Annotated in this window: 22 protein-coding genes; 10 read left to right on the plus strand and 12 right to left on the minus strand. The window is 34.0% G+C overall.

The window, feature by feature from the left end:
• Nucleotides 1-281: 281 nt before the first annotated feature.
• Nucleotides 282-1,517 carry an ABC transporter permease gene (locus ACHRWY_RS11290; RefSeq protein WP_395354634.1) on the minus strand — a complete coding sequence of 412 codons (1,236 nt, stop codon included), beginning with the start codon at nt 1,515-1,517 and terminating at the stop codon, nt 282-284.
• A 116-nt stretch (nt 1,518-1,633) separates the two neighbouring features.
• Nucleotides 1,634-2,128 carry a YkgJ family cysteine cluster protein gene (locus ACHRWY_RS11295; RefSeq protein WP_395354635.1) on the minus strand — a complete coding sequence of 165 codons (495 nt, stop codon included), beginning with the start codon at nt 2,126-2,128 and terminating at the stop codon, nt 1,634-1,636.
• A 74-nt stretch (nt 2,129-2,202) separates the two neighbouring features.
• On the opposite strand from ACHRWY_RS11295, the gene ACHRWY_RS11300 reads away from it, so the two are divergent.
• Complete coding sequence (locus ACHRWY_RS11300) at nt 2,203-2,913, plus strand: class I SAM-dependent methyltransferase (protein WP_395354636.1); 711 nt, start codon at nt 2,203-2,205, stop codon at nt 2,911-2,913.
• Nucleotides 2,914-2,924: 11 nt separating this feature from the next.
• On the plus strand, nt 2,925-3,470 hold the full coding sequence (locus ACHRWY_RS11305; RefSeq protein WP_395354638.1) for a YfiT family bacillithiol transferase: 546 nt from the start codon (nt 2,925-2,927) through the stop codon (nt 3,468-3,470).
• A gap of 86 nt (nt 3,471-3,556) precedes the next feature.
• Here ACHRWY_RS11305 and ACHRWY_RS11310 read toward each other — a convergent pair whose 3' ends face one another.
• From ACHRWY_RS11310 to ACHRWY_RS11345, 8 genes are all read right to left on the minus strand, one after another.
• Nucleotides 3,557-4,189 (minus strand): 7-carboxy-7-deazaguanine synthase QueE, encoded by a 633-nt coding sequence (locus ACHRWY_RS11310; protein ID WP_395354640.1) that lies wholly within the window; start codon nt 4,187-4,189, stop codon nt 3,557-3,559.
• Nucleotides 4,190-4,289: 100 nt separating this feature from the next.
• Nucleotides 4,290-5,957 (minus strand): tetratricopeptide repeat protein, encoded by a 1,668-nt coding sequence (locus ACHRWY_RS11315; RefSeq protein WP_395354642.1) that lies wholly within the window; start codon nt 5,955-5,957, stop codon nt 4,290-4,292.
• 17 nt (nt 5,958-5,974) lie between these two features.
• Nucleotides 5,975-6,898, minus strand: coding sequence for a PstS family phosphate ABC transporter substrate-binding protein (locus ACHRWY_RS11320; protein WP_395354643.1), 924 nt, complete (start codon nt 6,896-6,898; stop codon nt 5,975-5,977).
• Between the two features lie 2 nt (nt 6,899-6,900).
• On the minus strand, nt 6,901-7,131 hold the full coding sequence (locus ACHRWY_RS11325) for a hypothetical protein (protein WP_026983456.1): 231 nt from the start codon (nt 7,129-7,131) through the stop codon (nt 6,901-6,903).
• A complete protein-coding gene (locus ACHRWY_RS11330; protein ID WP_395354645.1) occupies nt 7,131-7,931 on the minus strand; it encodes an energy transducer TonB in 801 nt (266 codons plus the stop codon). Before ACHRWY_RS11330 ends, ACHRWY_RS11325 begins: the two co-directional genes overlap by 1 nt.
• 30 nt (nt 7,932-7,961) lie before the next feature.
• Nucleotides 7,962-8,525, minus strand: coding sequence for an ExbD/TolR family protein (locus tag ACHRWY_RS11335; protein WP_395354647.1), 564 nt, complete (start codon nt 8,523-8,525; stop codon nt 7,962-7,964).
• A 19-nt stretch (nt 8,526-8,544) separates the two neighbouring features.
• Nucleotides 8,545-9,171: an ExbD/TolR family protein gene (locus ACHRWY_RS11340; protein ID WP_395354648.1), complete on the minus strand. Its 627-nt coding sequence runs from the start codon at nt 9,169-9,171 to the stop codon at nt 8,545-8,547.
• Between the two features lie 57 nt (nt 9,172-9,228).
• Nucleotides 9,229-10,053 (minus strand): MotA/TolQ/ExbB proton channel family protein, encoded by an 825-nt coding sequence (locus tag ACHRWY_RS11345; RefSeq protein WP_395354650.1) that lies wholly within the window; start codon nt 10,051-10,053, stop codon nt 9,229-9,231.
• Nucleotides 10,054-10,432: 379 nt separating this feature from the next.
• Between ACHRWY_RS11345 and ACHRWY_RS11350 the strand changes: the two genes are divergently transcribed.
• The gene (locus ACHRWY_RS11350) at nt 10,433-11,950 is read left to right on the plus strand and encodes a helicase HerA-like domain-containing protein (RefSeq protein WP_395354652.1); all 1,518 of its coding nucleotides are present in this window, start codon (nt 10,433-10,435) and stop codon (nt 11,948-11,950) included.
• Between the two features lie 77 nt (nt 11,951-12,027).
• On the opposite strand, the gene ACHRWY_RS11355 is transcribed toward ACHRWY_RS11350, so the two are convergent.
• On the minus strand, nt 12,028-13,368 hold the full coding sequence (locus ACHRWY_RS11355; protein ID WP_395354653.1) for an FAD-dependent oxidoreductase: 1,341 nt from the start codon (nt 13,366-13,368) through the stop codon (nt 12,028-12,030).
• A gap of 445 nt (nt 13,369-13,813) precedes the next feature.
• Between ACHRWY_RS11355 and ACHRWY_RS11360 the strand changes: the two genes are divergently transcribed.
• The 7 genes from ACHRWY_RS11360 to ACHRWY_RS11390 all read left to right on the plus strand — a co-directional run bounded on the left by ACHRWY_RS11360 (nt 13,814) and on the right by ACHRWY_RS11390 (nt 20,790).
• Nucleotides 13,814-14,407 (plus strand): GNAT family N-acetyltransferase, encoded by a 594-nt coding sequence (locus tag ACHRWY_RS11360; protein ID WP_395354655.1) that lies wholly within the window; start codon nt 13,814-13,816, stop codon nt 14,405-14,407.
• A 48-nt stretch (nt 14,408-14,455) separates the two neighbouring features.
• On the plus strand, nt 14,456-15,487 hold the full coding sequence (locus ACHRWY_RS11365) for a hypothetical protein (protein ID WP_395354656.1): 1,032 nt from the start codon (nt 14,456-14,458) through the stop codon (nt 15,485-15,487).
• Between the two features lie 96 nt (nt 15,488-15,583).
• Entirely contained in the window at nt 15,584-16,390 is an 807-nt protein-coding gene (locus tag ACHRWY_RS11370; protein WP_395354657.1) for a helix-turn-helix domain-containing protein, read from the plus strand.
• Nucleotides 16,391-16,467: 77 nt separating this feature from the next.
• Nucleotides 16,468-17,979, plus strand: coding sequence for a serine hydrolase (locus ACHRWY_RS11375; protein ID WP_395354659.1), 1,512 nt, complete (start codon nt 16,468-16,470; stop codon nt 17,977-17,979).
• A gap of 1 nt (nt 17,980) precedes the next feature.
• The gene (locus tag ACHRWY_RS11380; protein ID WP_395354660.1) at nt 17,981-18,481 is read left to right on the plus strand and encodes a nuclear transport factor 2 family protein; all 501 of its coding nucleotides are present in this window, start codon (nt 17,981-17,983) and stop codon (nt 18,479-18,481) included.
• Between the two features lie 182 nt (nt 18,482-18,663).
• Nucleotides 18,664-20,118 carry a serine hydrolase gene (locus ACHRWY_RS11385; protein WP_395354662.1) on the plus strand — a complete coding sequence of 485 codons (1,455 nt, stop codon included), beginning with the start codon at nt 18,664-18,666 and terminating at the stop codon, nt 20,116-20,118.
• Nucleotides 20,119-20,346: 228 nt separating this feature from the next.
• Nucleotides 20,347-20,790, plus strand: a complete 444-nt coding sequence (locus ACHRWY_RS11390) for a hypothetical protein (RefSeq protein ID WP_395354664.1) — start codon at nt 20,347-20,349, stop codon at nt 20,788-20,790.
• 224 nt (nt 20,791-21,014) lie between these two features.
• On the opposite strand, the gene ACHRWY_RS11395 is transcribed toward ACHRWY_RS11390, so the two are convergent.
• On the minus strand, nt 21,015-23,405 hold the full coding sequence (locus ACHRWY_RS11395; protein ID WP_395354665.1) for a penicillin acylase family protein: 2,391 nt from the start codon (nt 23,403-23,405) through the stop codon (nt 21,015-21,017).
• Between the last annotated feature and the right edge of the window lie 86 nt (nt 23,406-23,491).

A 23,491-nucleotide genomic window follows, 5' to 3' on the forward strand; every position in this document is an offset into this window, starting at 1 on the left:
ACCTCTTCCTTATACATTATATAAAGAACAGCTGTTCTAAAAACCACTGCCCTAGCCCCGATAGTAGTGGAAATCCTTTTGTGCCGGGGTTCGGCACAAAAGATTGAAACGAATAGCGGGATTAGCTACTTGATCAAATCCCAAAAAAACCAACCCTGCCCTGCCACACCAAAAGGAACATATTATCATAGTACGAACTTCTACTTAATATAAAAATGACCCGCCTGGTTTTTTAAAACCAGGCGGGTCGCTTATATAATCAAACCTTATACCTTATCGCATTAATCGAAACGAATAGCTTTTACAGGCGAGATTTTTGTTATAATATAAGAAGGAATTAATAACACTATAAAACAAACCGTAACAGTAAGTAAATTCAATAAGATAATATAACCCCAATTCAAATAAACAGGAGCCTGATTTACATAATAATTCTCAGGGTTCAGGTGAATCACGCCAAATTGCTGCTGAATTAGTAATAAAGCAATACCAATTAGATTGCCCCAAAATAATCCGCGTATAATAAGGTAAAAGGCATTGTAAAGAAATATCCTGCGGACAGTCCAATTGTTTGCTCCCAATGCTTTAAGAATTCCTATCATCTGAGTACGTTCCAGAATAAGAACCAATAAAGCCACAACCATGTTAATCGTCGCAACTAAAATCATTACAGCCAGAATCACAACGATATTAAAATCAAAAAGCTTCAACCAATCAAATATATAACTATACTTTTCTTTTATTGTCTTTGTATCCAAACTCGATGAAGTTTGGTCGTAAATCTTGTCACCAGTCGTTGTGATATCATCAAAGTCTTTAACAAAAACCTCAAAAGCCCCTATTTGATCCGAATTCCATTTATTGATTCGCTGAATGTGACGAATATCACCTAGTATATAGGTTGCATCGAAATCCTGAAAACCGGAGTTAAAAATTCCTGCTATTTTAAATCGGCGGCTGTTTGGCATTTTACCCTGTTCTTCCTTTATAAAAAACGTATTGAAACGATCCCCTATTTTAAGATTAAGACGATCTGCCAGAAATCTGGAAATTAAAACTTCCTCGTTTAGAGATTTCGAAAAATCAGGCAACCTGCCTTCAACAAGATATTCTTTTATATTGTTCCAATCATAGTCCGCGCCTACACCTTTAAAAACAATTCCTTCAAAAGCATTTTCTGTCCGAATAATTCCAGCTTTAGTCGCGATTGCCTGAATATGACTTACCTCCGGAACAGACTTAAAATTGGGATAAAAATCTTGTTTCTTAGATATCGGGATTAACGTAACATCAGAATTATTGTTATCATAATTTGATATTATAATCTGACCATTAAAAGCAGAAACCTTATCCCGTATTTTTTTTTGCAAGCCAATTCCCGTTGCAACCGATACTATCATCATAATAATACCAATGGCGATAGCCGAAATAGCAATTTTTATAATAGGAGCTGAGATACTGCTTTTGAAATCCCTGGCAGTAATCAACCTTTTAGCTATGAAATATTCTAAATTCAAATTTTAAATTATCTTAAGATTATTAATTATAGGGGGCAATTTTCACCCGAATCAAAAATACGTTTAAAAAAGCAAAAAAAATCGCTTCTAAAAACAATTAAAAATACACTAAGACTTTATAAAGGCAATTTCTTTTTCATTTCTTCGACTATATTAAATGCAGCAGGACAAATCGCTACATTTTTCAAAGTAAGATCGGCTATTTGATGAAATTTTTTACGGTCTGTATGCGGAAATTCTCTACATGCTTTTGGCCGAACGTCATAAATCATGCAATAATTCTCATTATCCAAAAACGTACAAGGCACGCTTTTTAAAACATAGTCCTTATCCTCATCAATTCGAAGGTATTGCTCTATGAATTGCTGTGGCTTTTGCCTAAATGATTTAGCTATTCTTTCGATATCAGCCAGGGTAAACAATGGACCTGTGGTTTTACAGCAATTAGCACATTGCAAACAATCCGTTCTTTTAAATTCAGCGTCATGTAAATCCTGCATCACGTAATCCAGATTTTTAGGCTGTTTCTTTTTCAGCTTATCAAAATACTTTTTGTTTTCGATATGCTTATCTTTGGCTAACTTATTTAAGTTATTTAAAATTTGTTTCAAGTTTAAAATTTAAAGTTGATCTGCAAAATTAAACAACTTTAAACTTGAAACCGTAAACTTTGAACTAAAATACAATGAAAGATCTTTTTGGAAAAGCGATGTTCGACTTTCAAACCAATAATTCGCCGGAAGACATTATAACTGAGACGTCTATTTCTGAAGAAGACGAAATGAGCGTTGATTATTTATTCCGTTCCTATAACGAAATGCCAAAACTAGAACAAAAGGCACTTCAACTGGCTATTGGAAAAACTCTCGATGTAGGCTGTGGTGCAGGGAGCCATAGTTTGTCTTTGCAAAATGACAGAAATTTAGAGGTTACTTCTATTGACATCTCTACAAAAGCAATCGAAACCTGCCGTCTTCGAGGTGTAAATAATGCGAAAGTGCAAAATATTTTAGATTTTGAAGGTGAAAAATTCGATACCATTATATTATTAATGAATGGCGTTGGAATTTTTGGAAAATTAGAAAAGTGCAATACTTATTTATCGAAATTAAAATCACTTTTAAATCCCAACGGTCAGATTTTACTAGACAGCTCCGACATAATTTACATGTTTGACGAAGACGAGGATGGCGGAAAATGGATTCCCTCCAGCAACGCTTACTACGGTGAACTGGTTTTTAACATCTCATATAAAGGAGAAAAAGAAGAACCTTTTGATTGGTTATATTTAGATTACAATACCCTTCAAAATGCTGCTGTGGCAAATGGCTTAAAATGTGAACTTATTCTAGAAGGTGACCATTATGATTATCTGGCAAAACTTTCTATACTTTAAAATTCATCCCTATGAGCGAATTAAATTTAGAAAAACTAAAATATCCTATTGGGAAATTTGAAGCCCCAAAAGAATACACTACTGAATACATTTCAGACGGAATTAAAAACATCGAATCTTTCCCTGAAAAATTAAAAAGGGAAACTATTCATTTAAATGATGAACAATTAGACACTCCCTATCGACCAGACGGATGGACGGTTCGTCAGGTAATTCATCACTGCGCCGAAAGTCATATGAATTGTTTCATCAGGATTAAATGGGCTTTGACTGAAAATAACCCTGTAATCAAACCTTACGATGAAGTATTATGGTCAGAACTGCACGATAATTTAACTATGCCAATTGAGTCAACACTAGCTTTGCTGGAAGGATTGCACTTTAGACTAGCCTACATTATGAAAAATTTATCGCCCTCTGATTTAGAAAAGTCTTTTATTCATCCTGAAAATAATTCCGAATATCGCATTAAACAAATAACAGGAACTTATGCCTGGCATGGGGAACATCATCTGGCACATATTACTACTTTGAAAAAACATAAAAACTGGAAATAAAGAATTTACTTTATTACACAGTGTGTATTATTTACCCATAAAAAAAATCTCTTCATAAGAAGAGATTTTTTTTATTACTATACAATCTAAGGAATATTCAAGTATTTATGCGTTTGCAAAGAAACTCTCCATTTAGGATTGTTCATTACATAATCTACTATTAAGGGTGTCATTTCTTCCTTTTTACTCCATTCCGGCTGAAGAAATAAAATTGCATTATCATTTACTAATTCAGCTTGTTCTTCAGCAAAAATAAAATCATGTTTATTATAAATAATCACTTTTAGCTCATGCGCATTATCATACACCGTTTGTGTTGGCAATTTATTTTTTTTAGGCGAAAGACAAATCCAATCCCAGGTACCTGTTAATGGATAAGCACCCGATGTTTCGATGTGTACTTTTAAATTTTTATTTTTTAATTCCTGAGTCAGCAGGCTCATATCCCAGGTTAAAGGCTCTCCACCAGTAATTACTACTGTATCGGCCTGACTTGAAGCATTATTTACAATCAAATCAACACTTGTTGGCGGATGTAATTCTGCATTCCAGCTTTCTTTCACATCACACCAGTGACAACCAACATCGCATCCTCCAATTCGTATAAAGTAAGCAGCAGTCCCTGTATGAAATCCTTCTCCCTGAATCGTATAAAACTCTTCCATCAAAGGCAACATTGCTCCTTTATTTACTTCTAACTGTATTTCTTTTGATAACATTATTTTATTTTAAAGTGCAAAGATAGTCAATTAAATACGGAACAAAAAAAACCGATAGTCATTGAAACTATCGGCCTTTATATTATTCAAGATTCTGATCTTATTTTAAAGCTTTCACAGATTGCGAAGCATAAGCATTTGCCGGATCTAAAACTAACGTTTTATTAAAATACTCAACAGCTTTAGCTTTATCTGTATTAGCATAACTAGCTCCAATACTGTTGTAAGCTTCTATTACTTTTTTCACTGTAGCAGGTTTAGCTAATTCTTCAGCACCTTTTGCAGTAGTTCTGGTAACATATTCTTCGTAGTTTTTAATAATTAAATCGTCTTTTTCCAACAGATTGTTAATTCTTCCTTTATACAAGTAAGCCTCATCATACGTTGGAGAAGCCTCTAAAATTCTATCAAAAGCAGCATCCGCTTTTCCTAAAGCAACAGGATCTGCAGCACCATTTGTTTTATTAGCATTCGCATAATAAAGAGAGATACCATAATAAACATTATCGTCCAAGTAATTCTTAGATTCTTTATTACCTGTTCCAAGTTCAAAAATAGCTGCTGCTTGTGCAAATTGTTTTTTTCCAAACAAACCTTTTCCTAAATCAGCAAGTTCCTCTACTACCAACGGCTCTAGTTCAATTGCTTTTTTGATATCAGCTACACCTGCATCAAAAGCTGCCTGATCAACAATACCTTCAGCATTTGTTCCTTTTTTGATTTTTGATAAACCTAAATACAAATAATCTCTTCCAATTACTTTATTTGAAGGCACTTTTATAAAATCTTCAATAGATTTAATAGCTACATCTACATTACCATTCTCGTAAGCAGCATATCCTAAATATCTATAAATTCTTGGATTAACCTTATCCTCTGCAATCATTTTATTTGCTACAGTTTCTAAGCTTTTATAATCTTTTACCAAAATCAGGAAATCAGCATGACGCATTTTAGAATCTAATGAATAATCCGTCAGGCTTAAGTATTTTTCATAATTTGTGATTGCATTTTGCAAATTAACTTTAGCTGTAGAAGGTTTATTTCTTCCCCATTTATAATACGTTTCAGCTAATTCTCTGTATACAGGACCATAATTAGCATTTAAAGCAATAACTTCATTAAAAGATTTGATAGCCTCATCATAAGATTTTGCTCCTTTTAATAAAACTCCCAATTGCATTTTTGCTCTTAAAAGTGTTGGATCAGCAGTAAATGCGTCACGATAAGCCTTATAGGCATCATTTTGATTATTTGCACCATAGTACGCATCTCCAATTGCTAAAAGAGCAGTTGCATTTTGCGGATCAATTAACAAAGCACGTTTTAAACTTGCAATTGCATTTGTATAATCAGGTGAAGTTGAGTTGATGTAAGCTCTACCAATGTAAATAAACTCATCAACATCTTTACGTTTCATATCTTTTGTAGCTAAACCAAAATTAGCCTGAGCAGCAGTTGCATTTTTAGCGTCAAGATCCAATTGACCTAAACCAATGTAGTTTAAGTTTTTCTTCTCTGATGCCTGCAATCCATTGGAGTAATAAATTTTAGCCGAATCAACAATAGCTTGATTTAAATACACATTACCTAAAACAAAATTAGCTTCTCCATCAGAAGGTTTTGCTTTGATGATTGATTTTAGCAATGATTTTGCTTTCTGAAATTGCTCAGCATCAATTGCTTTTTTAGCTTCTTTGATATCTTGCGCTTTTGCAACAGAAGCTGAAGCAACTAAGGCAAGACTAAAAATTTTAAATTTATTCATCTTTAATTGTAATTAATTTATTCTTTATCTTTAATAATTTCATTTCTAATTTTAAGCTTTCTTCCCGGAGTTCTCACGGGCAATAAACTTGATTTCAAAACTATACGCTGTCCGATATCTCCACTAATGAAAGAGGCAAACCCCATTCCTAAACCAGTATATCCCTGACAATTTATAATAAACAAATCACGTGCCAAAGGATATTTCTTTTCAGCAAGATCATTTTGAGTAGGACTGTAATATTTATCATCATTAAGACCTTTAACACTCAAAACATTTATATTTTTAACAACATCAGCCATTCCTGAAGAGGGTTGTGAAAGCCAGTTCACACCAACAACTCCAATCATTCCATCATTTTCAGATACGAATTTAATAACTTCATCGTTAGTTTTAAAAGAAAAAACACCTTTTGCAGGAATATCTTTTACTTTAGCCAGTTCTTTCATATAACGTACGGTGCTTGAATTTGGATTATCAAAGACGAGACCTTTTATTTTTGAATCAGATTTACCCTGCATAAAATCAATTACCGTTTTCAACGCAATTAATGTATCATTATTGCCCTTCTTTGAAATAAATGCAATTGCATCTGTTGCAAAAGGAGTTACTCTTGGATTGATTTTACTTTTATCAAATTTAGCTTTTTCTTCTTTTGTCAGATCTCTTGCCATAACGACTACTTTAGCTTTTTGATTTAACAAATCATTTACAAGCTCAGCTTCTGACTTTGGTTTAACCGTAATTTTAGCTCCATAGTAAGTTCCTTCAAAAACGACTACTTCATCTTCTACAATTGGTTTTATTGTTTCATCAACAGTAATATCCATTGTACCTTTTAAAATTGTTTCCTCATTTGCCTCATTTTTGCTTTTTTGGTTACACATCGCAAACAAAAAAACAAGAACAGCCAAACCTGCAATCTTACTATATTTTAACATAATTATTCTGCATTTGAATTAATTAACCTCAAGAAACGTATTGCCGAATAAACGATTAGCAATCCGCCAAAAGCATATCGGTATTTTGGTTCCATATCTAATGGAAGTTTCTTCCAAAACATAATCATTAAACCCAGTACAAGATATATTAAAAAAAACAGTATTCCTAAAACAAGAAGAAATCGCTCTTTGAGCGATTTCTTCTGAATATTATTAAGCATATCTTTTAACATTATTCTGCAGATTGAATAGTAATAGGCAGAGAGTAAAGAACCCTAACTTTTTTACCATTTTGCTCGCCGGGAGTCCATTTTGGACATTTTTTAAGAACACGAATTGCTTCTGCTCCTGTACCGTAACCGATATCCCTTAAAACTTTAATGTCGGTTAATGAACCGTCTTTTTCAACTACAAAAGTAACATAAACTTTACCTTTTAAACCTTCTTCTTCCGGAGTCTTATAATTGTTTCCTACGAACTTGTAGAATTTTTCGATTCCTCCAGGAAAATCTGGTTTTACTTCGATACCTGCAGTATTATAAACATTGTTATCTTCCTGAATGATCTCTGTAACTGGTCCTTTCCCAACTGGCTCATCAACAGTTAAAACTGCATCCGGATCTCCTTTGATGGTTTCGTTACCCACTTTTTTATCCTTAAGATCCTCAATTTTTGGAGGGTCTTCAGTTACTTCATTTGCTTTAGCAACCACTGGTTTCACGAACTTAACCTGATCCACTTTTGGTGGTGGCGGTGGAGGTGGTGGTTCATTAGGCTTTACTTCCTCTTTTTTAGGAGGTAATTTTACTGTAGCAATCTTAATATCTGTATTTACATCATCTTCATTTGAATCTGGTAAAAAGCTTGCAATAAGAGGGGCAGCAACAGCAAAGCTAAAAATGATCGACCCTATGATAAGTGCTTTTACCGTAGTTTTGCCGTTCGCTTTTCTTAACTCATACGCACCATATATCTTATTACGCCCTTCGAATACGATATCAAGCCACTGATTTTTGATTATATCTAACTTCATTTTTTTAGATTTTAGTGTATTAAAACAAAATTACTTTTGTTCAGGCTTATCTATCAATTTTGATTCTTCTGGTGAAAACTCAGGAACAATAGCATAAGTATCAACTCCGGTGATCGCCATTTCATCTAAAATATCAACTAAATTACGATAAGTTGATTTTTTAGTTGGTTTAATAATAACAATGATTCCTTTTTTAGGATCCCCTTTTGCAGCAGAATATTCTAAAACAGTTTTCTTTCTTTTAAGCAATTCTCTACGAATCCCGTCTTTACCGTATGCAATATCTTTAGGGCCAGCAATAGGAGTCGCAAGTAAACCCATATAATAAATTATCTTATTATCTGCACCTAACATCACAGTCATTGTACGATTCTCATCTACTTTAACTGGTATCTCATCCTTCTTCGGATCTTTATCTGGCAACGACAAATCCATCGATTGAGGTTTTGACAACGATGTGGTTAACATAAAGAATGTGATCAATAAGAATGCCAAATCTACCATCGCCGTTAAATCGACTTTCGAGTTTTGCTTTTTACTTCTTACTTTGCCACCTTTTCCGCCACCACCGTCGCCGGTATTTAATTCAGCCATTTTAGTGTATCTTTTTTAATTAAAAGTCTTTTCCTCTCATACCTGTAACTAAGTTAAAGGAGTTGATTTTTTGATCTTGTAAAATATCCATAATCTTTTTGATTTGTGGATATTGTTCTTTAGCATCACCTTTTATTGCAATCTGTAATTCTTTATTATCAAGGTCAATTGCAGCTCTTCTTGAAACCAAAAGCCAGTCTTTTAATTGATTGTTTAAAGAATCGATTGGAATTCCAGGTTGATCCGCCTTAACTCTATCAGAAGCTTTTAAGCTAATGATTTGTTTTAGGTTTTCTAATGGAACACCAAAGTCATCCATTAAAGCAAATTTATCTTTATCATCTTCTGAAAAATTCACACCTAATTTAGCGCCCATTCCTTCAAGAGTCTTTTTACGGATCTCTCTTCCTTTAATGTCAAAAAACACTTTGCTTTTTCCATCTGCTCCTTTACCAATCGTAATAATCGCCAAATCTGTATCTGGTAATTTACTTTGAACAGTAGAAGAAGGCATATCTACAGGAAGTGCTTCAGGCACCTTAGCAGTAGCGGTCAAAATAAAGAACGTAAGCAAAAGGAACGCAACATCACACATGGCAGTCATATCTGTCGATGTTGACTTTTTTTTCATTTTTATTTTAGCCATTCTCTTTTATTTTATATTTTGATATAATTAATTGTAATTATTAATATCAAAAATTAATTATTGTTTCAAACTTCCTCTGAATCTTCTGTAAGTATTTACAATTGTAGTACCAGCCTCATCGATAGAGTAAGTTAAATCATCAATTTTAGCTGTAAAGAAGTTATAAGAAACAATTGCTAAGATTGAAGTAGAGATACCTGTTGCAGTATTGATAAGTGCTTCAGAGATACCTGTTGCAAGAGCTGCCTGATCTGGAGTTCCAGCAGAAGCTAACGCACCAAACGCTTTAATCATACCTGATACAGTTCCTAATAATCCTCCTAAAGTTCCTAATGATACTAAAGTAGAGATGATAGTCATGTTTTTTTCTAACATTGGCATTTCTAATGAAGTTGCCTCTTCGATTTCTTTGTGGATTACTTCTGCAGCTTCTTCACTGTTGAAACCTTCTTTTTTAACATCTTGGTATTTTACCAAAGCAGATTTAATTGCATTTGCAACTGAACCTTGTTGTTTGTCACATGCAGCGATTGCAGCTTCGATGTTTCCTTCTTTAATACTTGCCTGAACATTTTTCATAAATGCATCCAAGTTAGCTTTACCAGCAGCTTTACCGATAACGATAAATCTTTCAATAGAAAAAACAACAACCATTAAAAACATACCTAATAATACTGGTACGATAAAACCTCCTTTATATACTTGACCTAATGTATTGATCGGGTGACCTGTTTCAGGATTACCTCCCTCGAAGTTAGCTGAATCCCCCATGATTACTTTCCAAATAAACACCCCAACTAAGATACACGCTACAATAATGATTCCAGTAATCATTCCTCCTCCATTTGAAGTGCTTTCTTTTTTAACTTTAACGTTTGCCATTTTTTTTAATTTTAATAGTTTTAAATAATTTTTATTTTTTAGTTATATTTAACTTGTAGAGGAGCAAATTTATACGTTTAGTTTAAATAAAAAAACTTTTTTTAATTTTATTGAAGGAAATTTAACGTCAATTTAAAAAATATCTCATTAAATTGCCGCTATCATTTTTTAGATAAAACAAAAAACAGGCCTATTAATGGGAAAATTACAACGTTTTAGTAAATATTCAAACATTCCTTTGATATCTTCTTAAAAAGTTGCGAAATTATTTTTTATATTTTTTTCAATCAAAAAAGGCTTTTTCTTACTAAAAAAAACGAACCTAAAGTGTTAAAAAAACGAGCAATACTCTTATAATCATCTAAATTACAAATAAAACATGAATAAAAAGGACAATTTCATTCAGGATATAAACAATGGCTATATGTCTAAAGGGGATAGCATCATTCTGGGAGGTGCTATTCTTGACGGAGAACCGCTTGCCGAAGCTCATGTCAAAATTCCATTAAAAACATTAAACCGTCATGGCCTTATAGCCGGCGCAACCGGAACAGGAAAAACAAAAACAATTCAGGTTTTTTCTGAGCAACTTTCTAATGCCGGAATTCCTGTTTTAATGATGGATATAAAAGGGGATTTTAGCGGAATAGCAAAAGAGGGAAAAGAGGAAAGCTTTATCACTGAGCGACATGCTAAAATTAATATACCTTATAATGTAGCCTCATTTCCAGTTGAATTAATGTCCCTTTCTAAACAAAACGGCGTTCGTTTGCGGGCAACTGTTTCTGAATTTGGCCCTGTTTTATTCTCCAGGATTTTAGACTTAAATGATACTCAGGCTGGTGTTGTTGCCGTTATTTTTAAATATTGTGATGACAGCCAGATGCCCCTGTTAGATCTAAAAGATATCAAGAAAGTAATTAATTATATCACAGAAGAAGGCAAAGAGGAAATTGCTGCTAATTATGGTAAAATCTCAACTGCCACAACCGGGACTATTTTACGAAAAATAATAGAACTGGAACAGCAGGGCGGTGATTTATTCTTTGGTGAACTTTCGTTTGAAATTGATGATTTAATGCGAATTGACGAAAACGGAAAAGGATACATCAACATCATTCGACTGACTGACATTCAGGATAAACCAAAACTGTTTTCAACTTTTATGTTGAGCTTATTAGCCGAAATTTATCAGCAAATGCCTGAAAAAGGAGATGTGGCACAACCTGAATTAGTAATCTTTATTGATGAAGCACATTTAATTTTTAACGAAGCCAGCAAAGCTCTTCTGGAACAAATTGAAACAATTGTAAAACTGATACGATCTAAAGGTATCGGAATTTATTTTGTCACTCAAAATCCAATGGATGTACCAAGTGGGGTGCTGGCACAATTAGGATTAAAAATCCAGCATGCTTTAAGAGCTTTTACTGCAAATGATCGTCAGGCGATTAAAAAAACAGCCGACAATTATCCTACTTCACCTTATTACAAAACAGATGAATTGCTAACCAGTTTGGGAATTGGAGAAGCCTTGGTAACCGCTTTAAACGAAAAAGGGATTCCAACGCCGTTGGTTGCAACCATGATGCGAGCACCGGAAAGCCGAATGGACGTTTTGACTACAGACGAAATCGAAGCTATTAACAGCAAATCGAAACTCGTTAGAAAATATGTGGAAGAAATTGACCGTGAAAGTGCTTATGAAATTCTAAACAAGAAAATTGAAGCAGCAAATCAGGCCGCTGCCGAACAAGAAGAACAAACACCGGCAAAAGCTTCAAAAACTGAACCAAGCACTACAAGTGTTGTAACAAAATCTGTTCTGAAAGTCGTAACAAGTGCTACTTTTATAAGAGGTGTTTTTGGCGTTTTGTCTAAAATCTTCAAGAAATAAATTCAATATCAAAAATCAATTACAATATCAATGTCAAATTTTAAATTGATTTTTGATATTGTAATTGACATTGATTTTTACTTTTCCAATAACTCCAAAATCTTATTTTCGATTTCGGGCGTGTTCCAGATATTTTCGATATTATCCAGTTTTAGAATTTCTTCCATAATTCCGTTTTGGAAATCCCCAATTGCCAGAGCTTCGGCATAAGGCCGGTCACTAAAAGTTACACGACTATAAAGCGGAATCCATTTATCAGGATGTTTATCAGAAAAGATTTTTTCTATTTTCTTTTGTAACAAGAATTTTTCATCTGCCGTTTTTGTACTCATTTCCATGAAATTTCGGTACGACAGTTCAGCAATGGCATCGGCATTTGGTTTACGTGAAATCTGATATTCAGAGAAAATCTTTTTCCAGTCATTTCCGTATTTTTCGATCATTTCATTTAAAACAGTAATATCTTCAAAACCTGCATTCATTCCTTGTCCGTAAAATGGAACAATAGCATGACAGGCATCTCCAATTAAAGCAATTTTATCTTCATAAGTCCACGGAAAACACTTCATTGTAACCAAAGTACTGGTTGGATTTTTAAAGAAATCTTCGGCCAGTTTAGGAATCACTTCAATAGAATCCGGAAAATTTCTCTCAAAAAAATCTTCTACCATTTTACGATCTGTCAGGGAAGCAAATGAGTTTTCGCCCTCAAAAGGCATAAATAAGGTACAGGTAAAACTTCCGTCTAAATTAGGAAGTGCAATTAACATATACTCACCCCGTGGCCAGATATGGAATGAATTTTTATCCAGTTTATGCGTTGCATCCGAATTTGCCGGAATATTTAATTCTTTATATCCCATATTCAAAAATTCCTGCGAATAATTGAACATGCTCTGACGCTGCATTCTGTGACGAATTCTCGAAAAAGCACCATCGGCACCAAAAACCATATCATATTTTATTTCCTGCCACTCGCCTCTTTCGGTTTCGCCAATATGCAAAGTAGCGTCGCTTAGCGTAACATCCCAGATTTTTTGCTCAAAATAAAACTCAGCCCCGGCTTGTTCGGCCAGGTCAATCATTTTGCGGTTCAGTGTTCCTCTCGAGATCGAATAGATAGATTCGCCTTCCTGACCATAATTCTGAAAATTCAGTTTATCGACCAGGTGAATGGCACGTTTGTCCATTGGAATAGCGATTTCACGAACCGAATCGCCAACGCCAACGCCATCAAGTGCCTTCCAGCCACGGTTAGACATAGCCAGATTAATAGAACGACCCGAAAAATTAATTTTGCGAATATCAGGACTACGATCATAAACATGAACGGTGTGACCTGCTTTTTTGAGATAAATTGCCAACAGTGATCCTACTAATCCAGAACCTACAACAGCAATTTTTAGTGAAGTTTGCATCAAGAAAAATCTAAATATAAGATCGTAAAAATAAGTAATAAATACACAACAGCTTTAAAATAAAAGAAATATTTATGATACAAGAGGGTTATTTATGTGGCATGACCCGCTAATTCCGAAGCCTCGGGAGCGGGTCGGGCTATTCACTATATCTTTTGTGGCGAACCCCGCCACAAAAGGATGCCGTTACTATCCCTCATGCAACACTCATTTTCATAACAAATTCTGTTTTTTAAAGATTTATTAGAAATCCGAAAAAGCCTACTTTCGCTGATAAGAAAAATCCAGCCCACGGACATGACGGGTTAAACTGATTTTTGCAGATTTTTTTTTACAAAACCCTAAAACGCATGCCTTAAAAAATTAGCGCAAATTCTTTCACACCGCCAGATCCGTGTGCATAAACGAATTACTATACAACTCTGCCTGTACTCAAATAAATATTATGAAAAGCGAACTATTACAATCTGATATCATTCTGGAAAATGAAAACGTACTATTGCTTCCTTTCGAAAACGAAAGAAACATCGAACTCAAAGAAATTATTTTTGATGATGAAATATGGAAATACATGGGAATGTATGTTCGAAACGGTACCGACTTTGAACATTATATCAAAAATACGCTAAAACAAAAAGCAGACGGAATTTGTTATCCGTTTTTAATTATAGATAAAGCTACTAATAAAGTTGCAGGAAGCACACGTTATGGCTACTTAAACCACGCAAGCCAAAAATGCGAAATTGGCTGGACCTGGTACGGAAAAGAATTTCAGGGAACTGGTTTAAACAAAGCCTGCAAATACGAATTACTGAATTTTGGTTTCGAAAATATTCAGTTTAAAAGAATACAATTCAGCGCTGATTTTGAAAACAAAAAATCTCAAAGAGCAATCGAAAAACTAGGTGCCGTAAAAGAAGGGATTTTTAGAAATAACTATGTAGACTCTGAAGGAAAGAGTAAAGATGATGTTTATTATAGTGTGATTTTGGAGGAATGGGAGAAGACTAAACGAGAATATTTCTCACAGTATGCCTAAAAATACTATTTTAGATAATTATCTTTTAAACAGCTAACGAAACTTATCATGTATACTATAAAAAAAGTAATCTTTGTTTTAATCATTTTAACTTTTCTTAGCTGTGTTAACAAAGATCGTTATCCTTATAAAGTTTCAGATTTTAGAACCGAATTGGAAGGACCACTTAAAAAACTAGCAACAGAGAAAGAACTTCCGATTAAAGACACAATTGCCCAGAATTATATAAGAGATCATAGCTCAAAACAAGAATTATTACAAGTATTAAATTGCAACAATCCGTTATTAAGGGTTGTGGCTTACCGTGCAATTGTAAATAGGAAAGAGACAGATTATTTTAAAATTCTTTTAGGCCATCTTAATGACACTACTAAAATTGTTTGGTGGTATTACGAGGATGCCGCTGGAGAGTTTACGGTTTCAGATTTATTAATAAGAAAGGCTGTGGATGGAAACAAACTTTCAAAAAACGAAAAAAAGATCTTAGTTGATAGTGTTTTACTAAAGCATCCCTATTTAGAAACCGCGATGTGGATGATACAAGATATTGAGCCGCAAGAAAAATATTATGCCATTATAAAAGAAAAATGCAAAATAAAAACCAACCGGTGCGGTGAACAACTGAGTGCTTGCTATGCTTTGTCAAAATTTAGGAAAAAAGAAGATTTAGCCTTATTAAAAGAAACATTTAACAAATTAGAAAACCCCTGTGAGGATTGGGTTTTTAAATCTATTGAGGAAAATCCTCAAGAAATTTACTTTCCTATTCTCAAAAAATATTACGATACGGTAATTAAAAAAGGAAAACAATTCTCTTCAGATGATTTGAAATATTTTTGCAGGGCAGTCGCAGTGTATAAAAATGAAGAGAGTTTATCGCTACTCATGGCTATATTAGACAAATCGAATCAGTCTGTTAATGATTACTTTAAATACAATCAGGATAATGTTTTTAGGGCGATTCACAAATACAAATCTCCTGTCTATCAAAAAGTATACACGCAACTAAAGCCCAAAATGAGTTATTATGTTATTGAATATTTAGACAAACCCGATTATGATGATACTAAAACCTGGTAAAATCTCCGGTTATTAAAAAAATCAAGGTAAAAAATTATTATTTTAGCACCAGCAAATAGTTAAAAAAGACTTTTGCAACTAACATAATAACTCCAAATGAACCTATATTCAGAATATTATGTAAGTGAAAAATCAGAACGATTTGTTAACAAAATTTGGTGTCTGGATAACAACATCGGCGAAAGCCTGATCGAAAACAAACTTGTTTTACCCAATGGCTGTTTTAATCTGGCGATTGTAAGCGGAAATGCTATAGAAGTTCATACCAGTAAAAGTAAATATGAAATGAACGAAGGATTTTACTTTTGTTCTCAAATGACCAATAAAGTTTTGGTCAACATTAAGCCCAAAACTAAAGTTACTATAATTCAACTGCACGCCTGGACGATTTCGATGTTTCCGAATTACGATTTGAGCAATTTTACGGATTCTATCATCAAAATTGATTCGGCTGAATTGCCTTTTAAAAGTAAAATCGATACAGGTCTAAACAGTGAAATTACTTTATTGCTAAACACCCTTAATTCTTATTTTGAAGATTTAAACACCAGCAATCCAAACAAAAATCTGACCGAAAAAATCTGCGGAATCATAAAACTTCATCAAGAAGAAATTACAGTTTCGGAAATTGGAAAAAGTCTGGATGTATCACAGCGTTCGTTGCAAATTAAATTTAAGACAGCCACAGGCCTTACCATTAAAAACTATATTCAAATCCTGAAATTCAGAAAATCGGTCGATCAAATGGTGCATTCTGATTTAGAAAAATTAAAACTCACCGATGTTGCGCTTTACAACAAATACTTCGATCAGTCCCATTTTATAAAAAAATTTAAAGATGTGACGAAAACTACACCAAAAATGTTCAACTCAGATTCTTATTTTCTTTCTAAAAAAAGGTAACATTTCGCATTTGTACAATTTTGCTACATTTGATTGCATTAATATTGCAAAATCATCAATCAATCAAATCAATCAAAATGAAAATCATCAAATCATTTTTCCGGTTAAAAGTAATTTTAGCAGGAATACTACTTCTCCAGTTCCATATTGGATTTTCTCAGGAAGAAAAAAACTCTAAACTGTACAAGACAATTATGTCAAAAGACAGTCTTCTTTTCAGCATTGGATTTAATACTTGCGATATAAAGCAATTCGAAAACTTATATACTGAAGATTTCGAATTTTATCATGATAAAGACAGCGTTTCAGACAAAACTAAGTTTTTGTACAATCTGAAAAACGGGATCTGTTCACCAACAAGAAAATACAATTACCGCAGGGAATTAATCGAAGGAAGCACGGAAATTTATCCACTTCATAATAAAAACGGAATTTTATATGGTGCGATACAAATGTCAACGCATCGTTTTTATGAAAAATCACCCGGAAAACCAGAGGAACCAGGAAGTTTTGCTAAATTCACCCATCTTTGGTTGTTGCAAAACAAAGAATGGAAATTAGCACGATCGCTTAGTTACGATCATAAAATGATTAGCACGACCTCAGATAAACCGAATCTTTTTGATAATGAAGCAGCAACCGAAAAATGGCTGAAAGAAAATAATGTTCCTACTCTTGGAATTGGCATTATCAATAACGGAAAAGTACAGCAAATAAAAGTATTTGGCGAACTTAAAAAAGGAGTTACAGCACCTTACAATACCATTTGGAATGTTGCTTCTTTAACCAAACCAGTTACGGCAATGGTTGCATTGAAACTGGCCAGTTCAGGAAAACTCAATTTAGACGAACCGCTATATAAATACTGGACAGATCCGGATATTGCAAACGATCCTAATACGAAACTTTTAACCGCAAGAATCATTTTAAGTCATCAAACCGGTTTCCCTAATTGGAGATTCATGAACGAATCCGGTAAACTGGACTTTAAATTCAAACCGGGAACAAAATATCAATATTCCGGAGAAGGATTTGAATATTTAAGAAAAGTACTTGAAAAGAAATTCAACAAAACCTTACCGCAATTAGCAGATGAATTAATTTTCAGACCACTAAAAATGACCGATACGAAGTTTATCCGGAATGACATAACCGATGTTTCGAGATTTGCTATTGGTTATGACAATAAAGGCAACGCTTACGAGCCTGTTAAAAATAAGACCGCCAATGCAGCTGATGATTTAGTGACGACAATTGAAGATTACGGAACCTTTTTGTGCAGCGTAATGAACAGTGACGGTTTAAGTAAAAAAGTTTTTGATGACATGATTGCACATCAGGTCGAGACAAAGAAAAATAAATATTTTGGATTGGGCTTTGAAATATATGATTTAGGGAATAACAATTTTGCCTTATCGCATGGCGGAGCAGACCAAGGTGTGCAAACCATTTTTTTATTACTTCCAAAAACCAAACAAGGACTGCTCATTTTTACCAATGTAGATGATGGTTATAAAGTCTATGAAAAAATCGTCGCCCATTATCTGGGAGAAAATGGCAGAAAAATAATTGATATCGAAACGAAGTAAAATGAATACTAAAAAAGATACAATTATGGCACCTATGATGAATATATTAGCACTTTTTATTCTGTTTTTAAGCAGGGGAGCGATAGCACAAACCAATAGTCAGGTTTTAAAGACAGATCTTCTAAAAAATGAAATCCTGAAGATGGACAGCTTGCTTTTTGAGGTCGCTTTCAATCAATGTGATGCGGCACTATTTAAAAAAATAATTGCTGATGATGTTGAATTTTATGATGATCGTTTTGGTTTAAACCTTTCGAAAGAGAATGAAATAAAATCATTAACTGCAAAATGCGTCAGACCAGAAAAACTAACCAGAAAATTAAACTCTTGTACCGTAGATAAATTAGGTGATTTTGGAGCCGTACAATTAGGTGAACATACCTTTTATGTTAACGGCATTCCCGAAGGAACCGGTAAATTTATTCATATTTGGGAAAGAAAAGATAAAGACTGGAAATTAAAAAGAATTGTTAGTTACGAGCATAGACCGATTAAAAAATAGCTTTTAGCCTATGCTTTGTTTCTTCTTTTTTGAAGAAAACAAAAATAACGGACTGATATTGAAACTTATCTGAAAAATAATCGTCTAACCAAAAGACGCCAACATAATCTTAGCTGATTATGGAGTTTCAGTCATCAATCAAAAATCAATTCGTTAATCATAATTTCTAATCATCAATCACTATGAAAAAATCAATCAAACTAGTTGTTCTCAGTATTATTTTTCAGCTCTTTTTCTTAAACATTGCGTTTGCGCAGGACAAAGCCGGACAAATTGATGCGCTTTTAAACCAATACAATCAATACGGACAATTTAACGGATCTGCATTAATTGCTGAAAACGGAAAAGTTATCTTAAAAAAAGGATTTGGCTCTGCGAACATGGAGTGGAATATTCCAAATCAGCCTGACACTAAATTTAGATTAGGCTCCATCAGCAAACAATTTACAGCTTTTTTAATTGTGAAACTGGCTGAAGAAGGCAAAATAAAATTAGATGTTCCAATTTCCACTTATCTACCCGACTACCCAAAAGCAAACGGTGATAAAATAACGATTCATCAGCTGTTAACCCATACTTCGGGCATTCCAAATTATACTTCTTCTCCAAATTTCTTTAAGGATAAAAGCAGAAATCCCTATACTCCGGAAGAATTTGTAAAAACATTTTCTGATTTACCACTGGAATTTACTCCCGGAGAGAAATTTAATTACAGTAATTCGGGATATTTTTTATTAGGATACATTATCGAAAAAATTTCCGGAAAAACATACGAGCAATATTTACAAGAAACGATTTTCACTCCTTTAAAAATGGTAAATTCCGGTTATGACCACAGTGATGTTATTTTAAAAAACAGAGCCGCAGGTTATGAAAAAAGAGGCAAAAAAATTACGAATTCTGCTTATCTCGATATGAGTATTCCGTATGCCGCAGGTTCTTTATACTCTACTGTAGAAGATCTTTATCTTTGGGATCAGGCGCTTTATACGAATCAATTGCTATCGTCAAAATCAATGGAATCTTTATTTAATTCGTATATCAAAACCGGAAAAGCGTCTTATGGCTATGGCTGGTTTATCAGTGAAGCCGATAATGGCTCTTCAGGCAAAGTAAAAGTTACAGAACACGGCGGCGGAATTAACGGTTTTAATACTATCATTTATCGTATTCCTTCAGATAAAAATCTAATTGTTTTATTGAATAATACAGGATCAACCGGTTTAAATGAGATGAGCGCATCAATTCGTGCTATTTTGTACAATCAGCCTTTTAATGCTCCCAAAAAATCTTTAGCATTTGAGTTATTGGATTCCTTTTCCGAACAAGGAGTTGCAAATGGTCTAAAAACATATAATAAACTTAAAAATGATCCCACTTATGTCATTTTAGAAGGCGATATGAACAGAGTGGGATATCAATTACTACAAACCGGAAAAACAAAAGAAGCTATAGAAGTATTCAAAATAAATGCAGAAACATATCCAAAATCCGGAAATGTGTATGATAGTTTAGGTGAAGCATATTTGACAGATGGTAATAAGGAATTAGCCATTAGTAATTATAAAAAAGCGATAGAACTCGACCCAAAAAATGAAGACGGAAAAAAAGCCTTAGAAGAACTTTTGAAAAAATAATGCCTTAAAAAAAGGAAACGCTGAACAGCGGTAATCTTTATCTTACCAACTCCGATAGTTCTGGTTTAAAACCAAAATTATCGGAGTTTTTTGTCTCAAAAATGTTTTTCTAATTCCATATCTAGCATAAAAAAACTAATTTAGCGCTGCCCAAAAAAGACAATTTTAAAAACCCCAAATCAATCTAATTTATAACCTGCAAAGGTGTAAATCAGTTTTAATTAACCTATGAAAAAATTAAAGAAGCAATCTCTTTTAGTATTATTACTATGTCTGTTTATTCCAACGCTTTGTATTTCTCAAACAGCTGCCAAAACAGTTCCAATGCCTACCCAGCAAAACAAAATTATAATCGATAAAATTGTTGAAGCAGCACATTACAAAAACTATGTTATCGATTTTTGTCTCGCTACAATAAACGAAGCTGCCCTTAAAGAAAAATGGAACGATCAAAAAACGGTCGAAATCACTGAAACTATCAATTATAAAAACTTCAGAGATGCCGTTTACAACATGTTTGCTTTTTACAACGAAATAGAATTAGAAACGTTGCTGAAAACTTATAAAGAAGATACTGCCTATCAAACTACAAACGTTATGGTGACCAACGATGCTCTGGGTTATAATCTGGAGATTTTTGCTAATGATATTGTTCGGGGGAAATATAAATAAGGTTCAGAGTAGCAAAGGCTCAAAGGGACAAAGGTATTTTTAAGAAGGTTCAAAGTTGCAAAGGCTCAGAGGAACAAAGGTTTCTTTAATGCCGAAATCTTTGTGCTCTTTGCCCTAACACAAAAAAAACTTTGCGAATCTTTGCGTAAAAAACTTTGCGTGCTTTGCGGTAAAATCACACCAGCCAAAAACCTGAAACCTGAAACCTGAAACCTGTAACAAAACTACTCCTTTGCCGGTTTAAAAACCAATTTGGTTGATGTTTTTATAATCTCTTCTTTATTCATTTTCATTTTTCTGAATTTACCTGCATTGTACATTTCAGCCTGATCGTCGTAATGTTTACTGAACGGATTTCCGGATTGTCCTGTTGGCAAAATACTCCAGCTGTTTTCAATGTCTGAGAAATCAACAACTCTTCTTGTTGAAGGCCCGCCTTTTACATAATATTTGCCTTCTTTATTAAATCCGAAGAATTGATTGTTTATAACTTCGTTTGATCCGGGAGCTGCAAAAGGTCCCACATCAAAAAGTTTGCGTAAAGCAGCAATTTTACCCAAGGGATGTTCGTGTTCTACGGTATGAACTTTCCCCCAGTTCCAGTCGGCAACCTGATCCCCTAATTGTTCCTGAAGTTCCTTTACAGATTCATGAAACGATTTTGAAATAATTTCGCTTCTGGTTTCTTTTACATTTTTAGTTTTAATATTGTCCCACCAAACTGAATTTTTATTCTCAATTTGTCTCGCAATAATTTGTTTTCCGGCACTGGTGCCTAAATAGAGATTAAAATTATCCTCTCCCATTTCATCTTCAAAGGTGTTTTTGAGATACAGGTAAATCCATTTATTGTAAATTGTTGGCCCTACGTCTTCCAGATTATTCGTTCCTTTCCAGGATTTTAAAACGGTTATTACTTCTTTTTCTTTTGATGAAAGTGAAGTACTGTTTACATTCGAAATTAAACGCTGCACCACGCCTGGTGCAACTGGTGACGTATTATCAAAGATCATTTTACTGATTGTCTCCTTATCCCAATCTGATTTTGCATCCATTAAACCTGAAATTCTTTTGGCACGATCTTCCGGCAAGTAATATCCCGGATACAAATAACCGTCAATAGCTTCCGGCTGATTATTGGCTGAATAGACATATCCCCATTTTGGATTTTCTGCCGAAGGATTTTTCGAAAAATCTAAGTATTCCGTAATATCATCGTTCCCTTTTGCGCCGTCGAGTATTAAAAAAGAATTTACACCTTTATTGTGTTTATACAATTTTCCCGTTGCCCACCAGGCTACATTTCCTTTAGCATCACCATACATCACATTCAGTCCGGGCGCAGCTACTAACTGAACTGCTTTCTTAAAATCTTCTTTGCTTTTTGCATGTGATAGCCCATAAACGGCATCCAGAATCTGAATAGGTTGTTGTGTATAAATCCACGACATGGCAATAGGACTTTTTTTATCTAAACGATCCAGTAAATCATTCATGATTGGGCCATGACGACTTGATTTAACGGTCAAAACCACATCTGAAGTATCTTTTACCCTGATTGTTTTTTTTCTGATTTCATATTTGCCAAAACCGGTTGGCGTTTCATATTGATTTGGATCGCCCCCTAAAGTTCTTTCCTGATAAAAATCGATATCATCGTTTTCGAACATGGTTAATCCGTAAGCATAATCGCGATTGTGTGCCAGTAACGGATACGGAGTTCCGGCCAGATAACAGCCATACAACTCAAAATCAGGAGTTATTAAATGTGCTTCATACCAGGTTCCGGGCTGCGAAAACCCAATATGCGGATCATTGGCAAAAATTACTTTGCCGCTTTTGGTTTTATTAGGTCCTGCAACCCAACTGTTACTTCCCACAAATGGCGGGATTGGAGAATTATCCAACAAAGCCGCTACAGATTTTGCAATTGTAGTATATTCTTCAATATTCTCTTTTGAACTTTTAATTTGTGTGGTGTTAAACTCGCCCTCAATTCCTAAATCTTTCAGATATGCAGCACCATATTTATTTTTAATATCGGTCAGCAAAGGATCTGTTTTTTGAGCCATCGCAAAACTAAAGGACATATAACCGAAAATATTATAAATGTCTTTTATGGTAAATTTTTCCTTTTTAACACCTACCAAAGTAAACTCGACTGGTGTTACCCCTTCTTCTAAATATTGGTTAATCCCGTCTAAATATGCCATCGCCATTTTATAACTCTGACTGTTTTTATCTAATTTGGCAATGGCTTTCGCCGAAGCTTCTTCAATACCAATTCCAGAGAAAAATTTATCATTTTTGAGTGCTACAGATCCAAAGATTTCAGACAATCTTCCGGGTGCAATTCGGCGAAGCAATTCCATTTGCCACAATCTTTCCTGCGCATGAACATAACCTAAAGCTGTCATCGCATCTTTTTCTGAATTGGCATAAATATGAGGCACTCCAAAATCATCAAAATAAACAATGGTTTCTGACTGAAGATTTTTCAGTTGTACTTCCCCTTCATATTTGGGTTTCAAGTGAAAAATATAGGCACATAATCCTATTCCAAGAACAACAATCAACACGAATAAAACCAGTAGGATTTTTTTAATTCTTCTCATATTCAAAAAAAAGTATAATGATAAATGATTCTGTAATGATGTAACTTTAAGATATAATCCTGTAAAAAACATCGCGTTTAAAAGTC

The sequence above is a fragment of the Flavobacterium sp. FlaQc-48 genome (assembly GCF_044007335.1).
In the GTDB taxonomy this organism is placed as follows: domain Bacteria; phylum Bacteroidota; class Bacteroidia; order Flavobacteriales; family Flavobacteriaceae; genus Flavobacterium.